Origin of the sequence: Kitasatospora sp. NPDC051853 (genome assembly GCF_044452665.1) — a bacterium.
In the GTDB taxonomy this organism is placed as follows: domain Bacteria; phylum Actinomycetota; class Actinomycetes; order Streptomycetales; family Streptomycetaceae; genus Kitasatospora.
Window position 1 is genome coordinate 1 of sequence record NZ_JBITBY010000017.1, and the last position, 13898, is coordinate 13898.

15 protein-coding genes are annotated in these 13898 nt (G+C 72.0%); 3 read left to right on the forward strand and 12 right to left on the reverse strand.

All coding sequences use genetic code 11. The annotated features are described in order from the left end of the window. Positions 1–554: 554 nt before the first annotated feature. The 9 genes from ACIA8O_RS36030 to ACIA8O_RS36070 all read right to left on the reverse strand — a co-directional run bounded on the left by ACIA8O_RS36030 (position 555) and on the right by ACIA8O_RS36070 (position 7017). On the reverse strand, positions 555–1283 hold the full coding sequence (locus tag ACIA8O_RS36030) for a hypothetical protein (protein WP_396298270.1): 729 nt from the start codon (positions 1281–1283) through the stop codon (positions 555–557). A 704-nt stretch (positions 1284–1987) separates the two neighbouring features. Beyond that, positions 1988–2089, reverse strand: coding sequence for a K(+)-transporting ATPase subunit F (locus ACIA8O_RS36035; protein WP_396298271.1), 102 nt, complete (start codon positions 2087–2089; stop codon positions 1988–1990). 74 nt (positions 2090–2163) lie between these two features. Beyond that, positions 2164–3513 carry a diaminopimelate decarboxylase gene (lysA, locus tag ACIA8O_RS36040; RefSeq protein WP_396298272.1) on the reverse strand — a complete coding sequence of 450 codons (1350 nt, stop codon included), beginning with the start codon at positions 3511–3513 and terminating at the stop codon, positions 2164–2166. Between the two features lie 10 nt (positions 3514–3523). After that, the gene (locus ACIA8O_RS36045) at positions 3524–3919 is read right to left on the reverse strand and encodes an SAV_915 family protein (protein ID WP_396298273.1); all 396 of its coding nucleotides are present in this window, start codon (positions 3917–3919) and stop codon (positions 3524–3526) included. 166 nt (positions 3920–4085) lie between these two features. Next, complete coding sequence (locus tag ACIA8O_RS36050) at positions 4086–4292, reverse strand: hypothetical protein (RefSeq protein ID WP_396298274.1); 207 nt, start codon at positions 4290–4292, stop codon at positions 4086–4088. Positions 4293–4363: 71 nt separating this feature from the next. Then, positions 4364–4849: an NUDIX domain-containing protein gene (locus ACIA8O_RS36055; RefSeq protein ID WP_396298275.1), complete on the reverse strand. Its 486-nt coding sequence runs from the start codon at positions 4847–4849 to the stop codon at positions 4364–4366. Continuing rightward, a complete protein-coding gene (locus tag ACIA8O_RS36060) occupies positions 4849–6156 on the reverse strand; it encodes a protein-L-isoaspartate O-methyltransferase (protein WP_396298276.1) in 1308 nt (435 codons plus the stop codon). Before ACIA8O_RS36060 ends, ACIA8O_RS36055 begins: the two co-directional genes overlap by 1 nt. A 157-nt stretch (positions 6157–6313) precedes the next feature. After that, positions 6314–6490 (reverse strand): hypothetical protein, encoded by a 177-nt coding sequence (locus ACIA8O_RS36065; RefSeq protein ID WP_396298277.1) that lies wholly within the window; start codon positions 6488–6490, stop codon positions 6314–6316. 179 nt (positions 6491–6669) lie between these two features. Further along, positions 6670–7017 carry a hypothetical protein gene (locus ACIA8O_RS36070; protein ID WP_396298278.1) on the reverse strand — a complete coding sequence of 116 codons (348 nt, stop codon included), beginning with the start codon at positions 7015–7017 and terminating at the stop codon, positions 6670–6672. A 100-nt stretch (positions 7018–7117) separates the two neighbouring features. Here ACIA8O_RS36070 and ACIA8O_RS36075 point away from each other — a divergent pair, with 100 nt between their 5' ends. Then, a complete protein-coding gene (locus ACIA8O_RS36075) occupies positions 7118–7291 on the forward strand; it encodes an ATP-binding protein (protein ID WP_396298279.1) in 174 nt (57 codons plus the stop codon). Positions 7292–7313: 22 nt separating this feature from the next. On the opposite strand, the gene ACIA8O_RS36080 is transcribed toward ACIA8O_RS36075, so the two are convergent. The 3 genes from ACIA8O_RS36080 to ACIA8O_RS36090 all read right to left on the reverse strand — a co-directional run bounded on the left by ACIA8O_RS36080 (position 7314) and on the right by ACIA8O_RS36090 (position 10340). After that, the gene (locus ACIA8O_RS36080; RefSeq protein WP_396298280.1) at positions 7314–7889 is read right to left on the reverse strand and encodes an SMI1/KNR4 family protein; all 576 of its coding nucleotides are present in this window, start codon (positions 7887–7889) and stop codon (positions 7314–7316) included. A gap of 400 nt (positions 7890–8289) precedes the next feature. Then, the gene (locus ACIA8O_RS36085) at positions 8290–8649 is read right to left on the reverse strand and encodes a hypothetical protein (protein WP_396298281.1); all 360 of its coding nucleotides are present in this window, start codon (positions 8647–8649) and stop codon (positions 8290–8292) included. Continuing rightward, positions 8646–10340, reverse strand: coding sequence for a high frequency lysogenization protein HflD (locus ACIA8O_RS36090; protein WP_396298282.1), 1695 nt, complete (start codon positions 10338–10340; stop codon positions 8646–8648). Before ACIA8O_RS36090 ends, ACIA8O_RS36085 begins: the two co-directional genes overlap by 4 nt. A 538-nt stretch (positions 10341–10878) precedes the next feature. On the opposite strand from ACIA8O_RS36090, the gene ACIA8O_RS36095 reads away from it, so the two are divergent. Both ACIA8O_RS36095 and ACIA8O_RS36100 read left to right on the forward strand, forming a co-directional pair. After that, positions 10879–12327, forward strand: coding sequence for a DUF4331 domain-containing protein (locus ACIA8O_RS36095; protein ID WP_396298283.1), 1449 nt, complete (start codon positions 10879–10881; stop codon positions 12325–12327). A gap of 91 nt (positions 12328–12418) precedes the next feature. Further along, positions 12419–13729 (forward strand): tetratricopeptide repeat protein, encoded by a 1311-nt coding sequence (locus ACIA8O_RS36100; protein ID WP_396298284.1) that lies wholly within the window; start codon positions 12419–12421, stop codon positions 13727–13729. The last annotated feature ends 169 nt before the right edge of the window (positions 13730–13898 follow it).

Sequence of the window (13898 nt, forward strand, 5' to 3'; positions counted from 1 at the left end):
CTCCCACCTCGGCCACGTCAGCCCACTCACCTACGAAGCCACCCTCGCGACCACTTCAACTACACTCACGCAAGCCGCATAAGACGTGTCCTCACATCAGGGGGAAGCCCCAGACGTCTTCCGAGCACCCTGTAGGAGACTCCTGAGAGCGACATCAGCCACCCAGAAGGTCGTCAGGATGCCGGCAGGACTCGCTTCCGCAGCAGGTCGAAGCCGGCACGTCCGTACATCTGACACTTGATCATTTTGATTCGGTTGACGCGGCCTTCGACGACACCGGAGCCCCACGGCAGTGTCAGGGCGGCGGTGACGGCGGGAAGCGCAGACATCGCATGTGATTGACCGTCAAGCGGTCGGTGTCCGCCGACACGGGATGAAAGGGGCGTCGGTGACAGATGTGGTGACCGCCTTGGGCGTGCATCAGTGCGCTGGTATCTCGATATGGGGTGACGTGATGCCAGCAGGCGAGCACGCCAGGGCTCACCCCTTGCCCGGCGCGACGACGTGTGTGCCGCAGTGGCCGGCCCCATCTCCCGACAGGCTGAAGCAGCGGATCAAGAAATGGTGGCCATTGCCCAGGAGGTGACCTCATCCGCCGACATTCGGATCTCGCCATCGCGAGTGGTGACGATCCACCCGTCCTCCCAGCGAACGCACCACTGCTCGTTCCGATAGGTCCACAGTTCCAGATGGCCCTCCGGAACCCCCTCCAGCTCACGCAACTCGTGCACCAGATAGTCGGGGGAGGTGAAGACCGGCAGATCACCGGTCGTCCCCGCTCCGGACTTGGGATTGTCGAAGCGGATCAGCACGTACGGACTCGGGCCCCGGTTCAGATCCGGGGTTCTGAGCATCCGCCGGTACCGCTCTGCGGCCTGTTCGACCGTCTCCGCCCCGGAGATCTCCGTGGAATACGCCGGGAAGACGACGAGGACGGAATCATGGAGCTCTGGGTCGTCCGCATGAAGGTGGTGCGCTTCTGGCCTGAGCCGTCCGACGACGTCGAAGTCCCGGCCGGGCCAGGAGAACCCGGGCAGAGCGATCAGAGGCTCTGCACGCTCGATCGCCTCGGACTCCCGCTCTCGTACGAACTCCAGGACCGCCCGGCACAGATCCGCGTCGTACGAGTCCTTGGTGTTCAGCCTGAAGACGTGTCGACCATCCGAGCCGACCATCGCCATCAGCCTGAAGACCGGGGAGGGGGACCATTCCCAGGTGCCCGGAATCCCTGGGAACGGCCGCGCCTTGGGCAGCGCAGACAGCTTCGAGACGATGTCGATCATCAGGCTTCCCCTGCTCGGCTGACGGCTCTTGTTCGGCTTGGCTCGCTGCAGACATCGCGTGCGTGGAGCGCACAGCACTTCACCTTCTGGGCGCGCCGGCCGACCACATCGTCCGGGCTCGCTGTTGGACGATCGTGTCAGCCAAGGTGGAGAGGATCAACCGGAGAAGAGCCGCTCTTCCAAGCAGAGCAGTACCTCGCGCACAGCCCAGAACCATCAGCGCAGAAGCGGTCGGCACCGGCAGTTTCCGGACGATCTCGCGAGACCCCTCAGCAGGACCAAAAGCCACAGGGAGTAGGCACACCACAGAGGTTGGACCAGAACCCCCAGAAGTGAACGAAGGCACCCGCCCTACGGCCGCAGCCCGGGGACGACCAGCACCGGACAGGTGGCGTGCCGGACACAGTGGGCCATCACCGAGGGTTGCAGTCCCGGGAGAGCCCGGCGGCCACCGCGCCGTCGAGCGTTCCGCGCAGCCGCGCGGCTGCGGCGTCCGGGCCCGCGTCAAGGACCGCAAGGAGCGGGACCCTCCGGACGAACCGGTCCGGCCCGTCCTCGATCCTTTCCCGGACTGTGTCCAGCTCCACCGGGCCGGGCAGGCGACGGCCGTGTTCGTACGGCACGCAGTCCACCACCGCGCCGGTGCTCGTCCGTCGTCCTCCGTCCGGCCGCCCCGGTGGTCCGCCGTCGTACCCACGGCGGGCTCAGAACCGGTCCGGGTACTTGATGGCCAGCACCAGGTAGGTGATCAGTACGCCTACCACGATCAGGCCGACGACGTTGTCGACGGTCAACGGGAACCTCATCTCCGGGATCCGGTGAACAGCACTCCGCCGGGAAGCACGGGCTTCCCGGCGGAGCACGGAACGGTGGAGCGGTGCTACAGGCCGACGTCGCGGCTGGTCATGTCGTCCAGCGACTCGCGCCGTACCAGTACGCGCGTGCGTCCCTCGGCCAGCGCCACCACGGGCGGGCGGCCGACCATGTTGTAGGCGGAGGCCATCGAGAGGTGGTACGCGCCGGCCGCCGGGACCGCGAGGAGGTCGCCGGAGCGGATGTCGGAGGGCAGGGACACGTCGGCGGCCAGCACGTCCCCGGCTTCGCAGTGCCGGCCGACCACCGTGACCTGGCGGGGAGCGGCCGTGGAGTGACGGCCGATCAGGCGTGGTGCGTAGCTCACCCCGTAGAGGGCGGGCCTCGGGTTGTCGCTCATCCCGCCGTCGACGGCGACGAAGGTGTGACCGCCGGTCTGCTTGACGCTCAGGACCCGGTAGACGACCACCCCGGCCGGGCCGGTCACGGCCCGCCCGGGCTCCAGGGTCAGCCGGGGGACGACCAGCCCCACCCGGGCGCAGCCGTCGGCGAGTTCGGCCCGGATGCGCTGGGCGAGGACCGACAGGTCGAGGGCACTCTCGCCGGGGCGGTAGGCGATGGCGTGGCCGCCGCCGAGGTCGAGTTGGGGCAGTTCGATGCCGTGCTGGTCGCGGATCTTCGCCATCAGGCCGATCATCCGGCGCAGGGCGGCCTGGTAGGGCTTGGCGCTGTCGATCTGGGAGCCGATGTGGCAGTGCAGGCCGACGAGTTCGAGCCGCGGCTGGGTCAGGACCCGGGCGACGGCGTGCTGGGCGGAGCCGTCGGTGACGGAGAGTCCGAACTTCTGGTCCTCGGTGCCGGTGCGCACCGCCGCGTGGCCGCCCGCCGCGACGCCGGGGACGACCCGGACCAGCACCCGCTGGCGCCGGTCGGGCGGCACCAGGGCGGCGAGCCGGGCGATCTCGGCGGTGCTGTCGATGACGATGCGGCCGACGCCGTGCGCGACGGCGGCCCGCAGGTCCTCGGGGCTCTTGGCGTTGCCGTGCATGACGATCCGCTCGGGCGGGAAGCCGGCCGCCACGGCCAGGCCCAACTCCCCGGCGGAGCAGACGTCCAGGCCCAGGCCCTCGTCCCGGACCCACTGGGCGACGGCCCGGCAGAGGAACGCCTTGGCGGCGTAGACGACGTCAGCGTCCGGGAAGGCGCTGCGGTAGCTGCGGCAACGGTCCCGGACCTCGCCCTCGTCCAGGACGTAGACCGGGGTGCCGTACTGCTCGGCGACCGAGGCCAGGGGGACGCCGCCGACGGCGATGTCACCGCCGGGTGCGGTGCGGGCGGAGGACGGCCAGACGGACAGGCAGCCGTCGAGCGGCAGGACGGCGGGGGCCGGAGAGAGGGTCGACTGGATGAGCGCCACGGTGTCCCCTTCAGCCGGTCGTGAGCTTGCCGGCCGGAACGGCCTCGGCGGTCCGCAGGGCACCGATCCGCTGGGGATCCCAGTGCCGCCAGGCGTCCGCGCTCCCGCCGCTCGGCACGGCGGCGGGCGCGGAGAACTGGGGGTCGACGGTGAGCGCGGTGATGCCCGTCGGGGCGGCGAGCGCGCGCAGTGCGGGCTCGGCGAGGCGGATCCAGGGCTGGCCGGCGCCGAGGGCGGCCGTCAGCAGGTGCTCGGTGCTGAAGCCGACGGCCGTGCGGCCGCCGAGCGGGGTACGGAAGAACCTCGCGGTGCATCCCGTCGGTCCCGGCCGGACGGGCACGTACAGCGGTCCGGCCGGGACGTGTTCACAGGGCTCGGGGTCCTCGGCGTACTCGTGCTGCGGCATGGGGTCTCCTCCTCGGAGCGGAACGGGCGCCCGCCACCACGTCGGTGCCGGGCGCTGTCCCGACGCTACGCCCACCAACCGGGGCCGGTACCGGTTCCCTGACGCGTGCTTGACACGGACGGTGCCGTTCATGACGCGCTGCTGACGGCAGCCGGAGGGCGAGGGGTCAGTGGTACTCGCGCAGGCGCGGCCGCACGCCGAGGACGGTCAGCGCCAGGGCGGCGGCCTCCTGCTCGCCGGCGAAGGTGATGTCGCGCAGCTCGACGCCGAGGAACCCGCCGGAGGGGACAGCGGCGGGCTCGGCCTCGCGCAGCACCTCGCGGGTGCCGTCGCGGTGGTCGGCCTCCCACCGGCCCGGATAGCCCGCGTCCACCGTCGGGTCGCCTCCTCACGGGTTCGGCCCGGGCGGCACCGCGGCGTGGCCGGGTGAGGGGGCGGTGCCGGTCACGCCTCCACCAGTCGGTGGTGGTCCGGAGTGTCGTCGAACCCGTAGGTGGCGAACGCCGGGCCGCCGGCCAGGTACGCCTCCAGTGCGGTCTTCGTGGTCGGGAACATCGGGCCGGGCAGCGCGGTCGCCGGTGCCCAGCGGGCCTCCAGGTGCTTGGTGGGTTCGGTGTTGACCAGCTCGCCGGTGAATGTGGAGGCCGCGAACACGAACGTCAGGAACCCGCCGTTGCCGTCCCAGCCCTCCTTCACCTGGAGCGTGTGGACCAGGCGCAGGTCGGCGGGCGCGACGACGAGACCGGTCTCCTCCCGCAGCTCCCGCGCGGCGGCGGTGTGGATCTGCTCACCCGGGTCGACCTTCCCTCCGGGGACGGTCCACGCCGGCCCGGGGCTCCAACTGCGCTTGGCGTAGTGGAGGGTGGCGATCCGGTCGGTGGCCGGGTCGTGGACGATGACGCTGACCGACAGTCTGCTCGTCTCGTGCATCAGGTGCTCTTCCGTTCTTCAGGTGGCCGATGCGTCGGCGCTGGTGCCGGTAGCGGGTGAGGGCGGATCGGGGAGGTGGTGTGCGGCCGGGCGGGGCGGCAGCGGACACTCCGCCCTTCGTCCAGGCCGGGGAGCTGCCAGGTCAGGCCCGGGCCGCCGTCCACCAGTTGGCACTCGTCCCTCAGGTGCAGGTCGAACTCGGTCGGGCGGCCGGCGGCCGACCAGCGGGTGTGGACCTCCTCGGCCTCGGCCCACAGGTCGCGCGGCCCCCACACCTCGGCGACGGAACCGTCAGGGGCGATGTGGGTGCGGGAACCGTCGTCACCGACCAACACCACCACCGGGTCCTCACCGGCGGGCCAGTGGCGGCGTACGCGCGGCAGCAGGTGTGCGAGGGAGACCCAGAACCCACGGTCACGGAAGTCGGGCGGTGCCGGCACCGAACTCCTCACCCTGGCCGCCGCCCTGGGTCGCTCGGGGACGGGCAGCCACGGCACGCCGCGCGCCAGGACGTGCCCCCAGGTGTCGGCGCGCAACCGCCCGCCCAGGGTGCCGTCGGGGCCGTGCTCGACGACGGCGGTGGCGTGCCAGCCGGGCGCGCCGGTGGAGACGGTGCAGGTCAGTACCCCGCCCACCGCGAGGCCGCGCCACCACGCCCGGGGGATGGCCGGGACGGCGAACGAGCCGGCGATCCGGTCCCACGGCCCGTCAGGAAGTCCGCGCAGCCCGTCCCGGACGACCATCCGCACGTCGATCCCGGCCCGGGCCGTGCGCACGGCCGCTTCCCCGGCCAGGTCGGCGTCGATCTCGACGCCGGTGGCCTGCCGACGGGTGATCAGCGCGGCAGCCGCGGACAGGATGCCGGTGCAGGCGCCGACCTCGACGAAGCGGTGCCCCTCCTCCAATCGCAGGTCCTGCAACGTCACGGCCAGCAGGCCCGCCCCTGAGCTCTGCCCGGTCGGCCGGCCGTGGTGGACGATGCCGCGGTGGGCCACCGTCGCGGGCCGGCCTTCGAGTTGGACGACGACCTGGTCCATCGAGTACACCGTCTCCAGCAGCGCGGCCGGGTCGTGCTCGCCCCGTAGCGCCCGCCAGGAGGTGGCCGGCCGAAGCTCACCGACGGGGGTGAACGCCGCGTCGATCAGCCGGTGGCGCTCCACCGCCCCGAGGGCGGTGACGACCCTGGGATCACGGACACCGGGCTGCCGGCGCAGGTCCTCCACGAAGGCCCGCCGCGCCCGCTCCACCGCGAGCCCGTCCCACCAGCTCCGGCCCGACGGCAGGCCGGTGGGTGCCGGGCGCCTCACGCCGCGCCCCCGTGCATGGTCATGGCACTGCCACGGCCGATCGCCGCCGGTCCGGCGGCGGGGCGCCCACCGCGCACGGCGGAGGGAAGGGTGGCGCTCCGGTCGGCGGGCTCGCCGTGGGCGAGGCTGCCGGGAGCCCGCCTGCTCGTCTCGTGCATCAACTTCCGTCCGCCACTCGGTGGTTCGCTCCGCCGATAACGGTGGCGGGCGCTGCCGACGAGGTGCACCGGGCGGTCAGCAGGACGGCCGCCAGGGTGCCGGCTTCGGTGATCCGGCCGTCGCCGCACATCTCCACCGCCTCCTCGGCCAACTCCACCACTGCCTCCAGCGCCACGAGCTTTTCGACGAGAGCACCGCTTTCCCCGCCCCGGCCGACACTGCAGTCGCTGCCTGGCCGACTGCTTCGTTCAGAGTGCTGCAGCCTCCAGGAGGGCATAGTCGTCCAGGTCGAGGCCGATCACGCTGTAGGAAAAGTAGGTCAGCTCGATTTGGTACGAGCAGTCCTGCGCCCGTTCAGGATCGGCCACGACTGGTGGTGGAGGGTGGGAACTTGTCCAAGACGAGCCGGCACATCTGAACCATCAGCTGCCACAGGCGTGGGTTGTCCTCCTCGGCGAGATCGGGAAGAGCCCGTTCAAGATCGGGCAGAAGCACCCTGATGGTGCCCAGATGCTTCGCGCCGAACGAATCGCGGTGAAACAGCCAGGTGTGTAGGCAGCCGGAGATCCGTACGTCGAGCGCGAAGAGGTCCGAGACGTCGAAACGGCCCGGCTCGACCGCTCTCGCTCTGGGATAGCGCTGCTTCGCGCGTTCCTCCCACAGGCGGAACATCACGGTCTCGAAGTCATCGGTTACAGGCACGACGCTCATCCTCGCGGCGCCGGTGTGGGTGTGTCACCTGGGTTGTGGCGTCTCAGCCGGCAGCCCATCACTCCAGACCCTCGAGCCAGACCCGTCCCGCTTGACGCTCAACTCCGTGCGGTGTCTGCGGCCGGGCGTCTTCGGCGACGACGCGCTCGCGACCGCGATCCTCGACCGCTTCCTGCACCACCGCGACGTGATCTCCATCAACGGCCCCGGCTACCGGCTGAAGACCCGGTGCTCCGTCATCGAGCGGGACAGCGGCGCGGCTTGACCGCCGGTGATCCGTGGGTTCCTCACGGACGTGGGTGGTAGTCGTCCCAGAAGGCGTCCTCGGCCTCTTCTGCCTGCTCGGCGGAGGTGAACCAGTGGGTCTCGAAGTGCTTCGCAAGGGAGTACGGGTGCTTCCGGTCGGTCAGTACCTGATGGATGAACTCCGCGGCGGAGGAGTCGAAGCGCTCCCAGGGTTCCCACTTGTCACCGCGGGCATAGATCGGCCACTTCTTCGGGTCGGGGTCTTCGACATGCCAGCAGAACGAGTGCTCGGCCGAAGTCGTGGCCCACTGCAGGAGCCTGGCCGTGGGCCCGCCGAAGGGAACGGGATCGGCGAACTCGGCGCGGTCCGCGACGATGAAGTCAAGGGTCAGATACCGCGCCGCCGGCGCGCGGAGGTCGAGGTTGTCGTCAAAGGTGCCCGCGCCGAAGGTCTCGGCCAACAACCGGTAATCCTGGGGCAGTTGAAGGCCGAGTGCCCGTTCAACGGACTCCCGGTCAAGCGGCCGCCGGTCCCTGCACCAGCCGGTCAGAGCGGCCACCCTCTCGACCCACGACTGCTCAGCGGGCTTCCTGACGAGATCATCAGCACTGTCCACGCCAGGCAGTAAACCTCATGATCCTGACACGGCCGGCAGGGAGGGCACCATCGGGGGCCACGAGCTGAGTACGTTCACCCGTACTCGGCTGGGCACCTTGGTGTTGGTGGTCTCGGTTGATGCTTCCGTCCGGGAGTTCGCCGCCATGCTCGACACCCGCGACGCCACACCGCTGCAGGGGCGGCTCCAACGACTCACCGGCAGCGGACTGGCGCCCCTCGCTGGTATCGCCGCCGCCCTGCGCGAAGACCAGCACGCCGTCGTCCAGGGGGGGTCATCACGGCTCACGACTCCGGAGTCGACGAGGGCCGGAGTTGTGAGCCGGGTGCCGGTTCGGCCGCTACCGCCGCCGAGGGGTCAACGGCGGTGCTCGGGGTGGCTCGCTGGGCCGGTGCGGGGTTCATGGTTGTGGTTTCAGCAGGTTGTGGGGGTCTCCGCCGAGCTGGGTGTACAGGTCGTTCCAGTGCTGGTCGGTGGTGGTCGGCGGCTGGTTGTCGCAGTAGGCCTTGGTGCCGTTGGCGGTGTAGAAGCGCATCATCTCCAGGACGGCGCGGGGGTCGGCCTGCTGCCCGGCGGTGTAGTCGGTCCCGGGGTCGTGGCTCTGGTGGCGGATGCAGGTAGGGGACGGCGTGGCGGTGTGGGCGTCGAACCGTCCGTCAGTGTCGGCTGTGCAGGCGGTGGTTGAGAGCGCGAGCAGGAGGACGAGGGGCAGGGTGCGGGCGCGGCGCATGGCGGGGGATCCGATCGGGCCGGTGGTCACAGCGCGGAGGGGAGGCTTCGAAGGACGAGTCCGATGCCCATGGTCAGGACCAGGAGGGTGGTGAGCAGGGCGCTGTAGGGGCTGAGTTGACGGAGCGTCCGGGCCGCCGGGCCGTCCTGGAGGTTCCGCAGCCGGTCTCCGGCCCGGACCAGCAGCAGGCCGACGGCGGTGAGGGTCGCGGCCATGCCCAGGCCGTAGGCGAGGACCAGGGCGGCGCCGAACAGGGTGCGCCCGAGCGCGACCGCTGCGAGCAGCACGACCAGGGCGGAGGGGCTGGGAATCAGCCCACCGGCGATGCCGAGCCCGATCAGGCGTCCACGGGACGGTGCTTCGGGGCCGTGGTGGTGATGGTGGCCGCCGCCGAACCAGCCGTGGTGATGGCCGTGGTCGTGGCTGTGAGGGTGGTCACCGTGGTCGTGGGAGTGGTGGGGCGGGTGATCGTGGTCGTGGTGATGGCCGTGGTCGTGGCCGTGCGGGTGGTCGTGGTCGTGGGAGTGGTGGGGCTCTGCACGGTGGATGTGCCGGCCGGTCGAGGACGCCGCGTGCGCGAGTTCCCTCGGCTGCGCCTCGTGGGAGTGGGAATGGGAGTGGCGGTGGGCGCCGCGCCGGCCGGAGCCGTGTGCCGCGTTGCGGACCGCCTCCCGCAGCAGGCTGAGGCCGACCGCGGTGACCAGGACGCCGCTGACGACACCGAGCCAGCCGAGGAGCACGTCCCCCGCGAGGGAGGAGAACGTGGTCAGGGACAGCCCGATGACCAGGACGCCGGCGGTGTGGGTGGCCGTGACCGTGGCACCGACCGTCACCGCGTCCCGGGTGCGGCCGTGCCGTCCGGCGAGGTAGGCGGCCATCACGGTCTTGCCGTGCCCGGGTAGGAGGGCGTGCCCGGCGCCGAGGAGGAGGGAGAGCAGGACGGCCAGCAGCCCCAGGGGGACGGTCAGCCGCTGCGCCGTGCCGAGTTCGGCGAGGCGTGCGTCGAAGCCGGCCAGCCAGGCCGCGGGGCCCGACGGGGGAGTCTGCGTCACCAGTGCCCGGGCTGCGGTGCCGGTGCCGGTGCCGGGAGCGGCGTGGAAGCGGGCGTGGGTCACACCGCTGGGGCTGTCGAGCAACTCCCGCGGGTACTCGCGCAGTTCTCCGGAGATCGAGCCGTCCGGAACGTCCGATCCGGTGAGGGTGACGTCCTGTCCGCGGGCGGTGATCTCGTTCCACCCGACCCGCTGTGGGTCACTGCCGCTGGTGGCGTGGATGTCGAGGCCGCTGTCCGGCAGTTGGAGTTCGAACCGCAGACGGCACTCCAGGCGGCTGCTGCGCAGCCCGGCGGTGCCGTCCTGGTAGTCGAAGCGCGCGGCCGTCGTCGTGGGGCGCAGCGCGGCCGGGCCGGGACCGGCGCTCACGCGAAGGCGCTCGGAGAGCCGGGCGCACTGGCGGGCCGCCCAGTCGTGGCGTTCGGTGTCGTCGGTGGTGCCGTCGCCGTTGGCGTCGACCTTCGGCTGCTCCTGGAGGGTGGGGATCTCGGCGGCGTCGTCGACGGCGAGCAGTTCGATGCGGTCGGGGTGGACGGTGAAGCCGAGGTAGTGGTTGAGGGAGAAGTTCCCCAGCGGGTGGGCGTGGGCGGCCGGTGCGGCGAGGCCGAGGAACAGCAGTGTTCCTGCTGCTGCCGCGAGGGTTCGGGCGAGTGGGTGCGGGACGGACACGCGGTTCCTCCGGTCGGGAAGGGGTGCCGCTGCCCGGCGAGGGCCGGCGCGGCGGTGGGCGGTGCCGGCCGTGCGGCCCGCGACTACATTCGCGGCCGCGGCGCTGCGGATTGCCGTCACCGTGCGTTCGGGCCGGGAAGATCACCCGTGCGGCCCAGGAACCCCGTCGGCCGGCCCGGGCGGGCGACGGCACCCGGCGGCGCCCGGTGGCGCACGCCGTGCGGGCGCTCATTCTTCTTGCACAGATGAGGCAACTGCGGCTATGAGGCGGTAGGGGGCCTCGGCGGGCCTGCAACCGTTGCCCGATGCGAGCGCTGACCACCTGGTCGGGGTGCCGCGACGTGCGCCGCCGGACAGCCGACCGGGTGACGCAGGTGCGCCATCCGGGTGGGGTGACCCAGCCGCACCCGGCGCACACCCGAACGAGCTGCGGGATTCGGTCCACAGTTCGGACCGACCGGGTTCGTCCCGGGCCCCGGCTCCGCGCCGCCACGGCACGGAGCCGACGTCGCGTCATCCGACCGAGAAACGGACCCACATGAGCGTCAAGCGCCAACGTGCCCGCACCAGCTCCGCCGCCCGCTCCGCGGCGGCGCTGACCGCCATGGGCCTCGCGCTGGCCAGCACCGCCCTCCTGGGGACGGGCGCCGGCGTCAGCACCGCCTCCAGCCACCGCGAGGCTCCGCTGATCGCCGCCGACCCGCAGGTCGACAACACCGACCTCTACGCCTTCACCAGCCCGGACGCCCCGGACACCGTCACCCTGATCGCCAACTGGCTGCCCTTCCAGGAGCCCAACGGCGGCCCGAACTTCTACCCGTGGGCCGACGGCGCGCACTACGACATCAACATCGACTCGCAGGGCACCGGCAAGCCCGACGTCACCTACCGCTGGACCTTCCACACCGAGGACAAGCGCGGCACCGGCACCTTCCTCTACAACAACGGGCCGGTGAACAACCTCACCGACCCGACGCTGCTGTTCCGGCAGTACTACACCCTCCAGGAGCTCCGACCGGACTGCGACCCGGTCACCCTGGTCGAGCGCGGCCAGGTCGCCCCCTCCCACACCGGCCGGGCCTCCATGCCGGACTACGGAACGCTCCGCGACCAGGCCACCGTCCAACTCCCCGGCGGCGGGCGGACGGTGGCCACCCAGGCCGCCGACCCGTTCTTCCTCGACCTGCGGGTCTTCGACCTCCTCTACGGTGGCAACCTCTCCGAGGTCGGCCAGAACACCCTCGCCGGATACAACGTCAACTCGGTCGCGCTGCAGATCCCCAAGAGCCGCCTGGCCTACAAGGGCGACCCCACCCGCAACCCGGTGATCGGTGTCTGGTCCAGCACCGAGAAGCAGACCCTGAAGCTCAGCCCGGGCAAGGCGGATCCGGTCGGCAAGTTCGTCCAGGTCTCCCGCCTCGGCAACCCCCTCGTCAACGAGGTCGTCCTCCCCTCCGGCCTCAAGGACGCCTTCAACTCCCTTCCCCCGTCCGAGGACCACAACCAGCCCGCCGTGGTCGCCCGGGTCCTCGAACCCGAGGTGCCCAAGCTGGTCCAGGCGATCTACGGGCTCCCCGCTCCGGCCACCCCGCGCACCGACCTGCAGGAGATCTTCCTCACCGGCATCGCCAAGGCCGCCAACGGGCCGCTCGCCGTCGACCTCAACTCCCAGCTCATGAACCAGGACATCGACCCCGGCAAGTTCGTGCCCGCCGAGGAGCTGCGCCTGAACATGTCCACCCCGGTGACACCGAACCCCGACCGCCTCGGCGTCCTCAACGGTGACTTCCAGGGCTTCCCCAACGGCCGCCGCCTGGGTGACGACGTCGTCGACATCGCCCTCCAGGTGGTCGAGGGCGCCACCCCGGGCAACTTCGTCCAGGCCCTGGCCGCGGGCGACAAGGTGAACACCACCGACAAGCCGTTCGGCACCGCGTTCCCGTACCTGGCGCTGCCCTACGACAAGGCCGTCAACCAGGCCAACTGACCCACCGGCGGTGCGGTCGGCCCGCCCGACCATCAGCCGACCACCGGCCGACCGCACCGCCGTCCACCGCCGCCCGCCCCGAGAGGCTCCCGTGCGCCGTCTGCCGCTCCTCCTCACCACCCTCGCACTCGCCGCCGGCCTCACCGCCCTCGGCGCCCTCGACCGCCCCGGGGCCGGCCCCGCCCCGGGCGGCCGGGCGCAGCCCCAAGCCGCTCCCGCCCCGCGCGCGGACGACCCGCTGAGCCGGGCCGTCGCCGCCGACCAGCAACGCCTGCGCATCCTGCCGGACGACGCCGGCACCTGGGCCCGGCTCGGATCCGAGTACGTCGAACAGGCCCGGCTCACCGCCGACCCCTCCTACTACCCCCGGGCCGAACAGGCCCTGCAACGCTCCCTCGCCCTCGCCCCGCACTCCAACGCCGACGCCCTCACCGGCCTCGGAGCCCTCGCCAACGCCCGACACCTCTTCGACCAGGCCCGCGACCACGCCCAGCGGGCCATCGCCGCCAACCCCGCGCACTGGCCCGCCTACGCGGTCCTCGCCGACGCCCGCACCCAGCTCGGCGACGACACCGGCGCCACCGAAGCCGTCCAGCAGCTCCTGGACCGCAGACCCGGCACCGCCTCCTTCACCCGCGCCGCCTACGACCTCGAACAGCACGGCCGCACCGACGACGCCCGCGCCGCCCTCGGCCAAGCCCTCGCCTCCGCCCACGCCCCCGCCGACCGGGCCTTCTGCCACCACCAGATCGCCGAACTCGACTGGAACACGGGCCACTTCGACGAAGCCCTGACCGGATACCGCAGCGCGCTGGCCGCCGACCCGTCCTACACCCCCGCCCTGGCCGGCCAGGCCCGCACCGAGGCGGCCCTCGGTCGCACCGACGACGCCGTCCGCGACTACACCGCCGCCATCGCCCGGGTGCCTCTCCCCCAGTACCTGCTCGAACTCGGCGAACTCCACGAATCACTCGGCCACCACGACCGGGCCCGCGAGCAGTACCGGCTGCTCGCCGCCGAACAACGCCTGGCCGCCGCCAACGGCGTCAGCGACGACCTCTCCCTCGGCCAGTACGAGGCCGACCACGGCGACCCCGCCGAAGCCGTCCGCCTGCTGCGCGCCGAATGGGACCGCCGCCGGCACGTGCTGGTCGCCGACGCGCTCGCCTGGGCCCTGCACCGCACCGGAGCCGACGCCGAGGCCCTCGAACTGGCCGAGTACAGCATCCGACTCGGCTGGCACAACGCCGTGTTCGACTTCCACCTCGCCGAGATCGAGCGCTCCCTCGGCCGCACCGCCGCGGCCCGCACCCACCTCACCCGGGCGCTCGCCACCAACCCCGCCTTCCACCCCCTCCACGCCGCCACCGCCCGCGCCGACCTCGCCTCCCTCCCTGCCTGACCCCCGCGGCCGGCTCCAACCGCCGCACCGGATGCACCGGATGCAGACCGGGCACCCGGTGGTGGGTCGATGGGCCTGTGGGCCGGACAGGCGGCTGGCCGCAGGTTGCCCTCGGCCGACGCGGTCCTCCGGGTACCGGCTGGAGGTCACCGGCCGTCCGGGCGATGCC

Excerpts from the sequence above, each read along its gene's own strand:
- ACIA8O_RS36045 (WP_396298273.1), bottom strand. The coding sequence starts at position 3,919 with ATGCCGCAGCACGAGTACGCCGAGGACCCCGAGCCCTGTGAACACGTC.
- ACIA8O_RS36095 (WP_396298283.1), top strand. The coding sequence starts at position 10,879 with ATGAGCGTCAAGCGCCAACGTGCCCGCACCAGCTCCGCCGCCCGCTCC.
- ACIA8O_RS36055 (WP_396298275.1), bottom strand. The coding sequence starts at position 4,849 with ATGCACGAGACGAGCAGACTGTCGGTCAGCGTCATCGTCCACGACCCG.
- ACIA8O_RS36035 (WP_396298271.1), bottom strand. The coding sequence starts at position 2,089 with ATGAGGTTCCCGTTGACCGTCGACAACGTCGTCGGCCTGATCGTGGTA.
- ACIA8O_RS36030 (WP_396298270.1), bottom strand. The coding sequence starts at position 1,283 with ATGATCGACATCGTCTCGAAGCTGTCTGCGCTGCCCAAGGCGCGGCCG.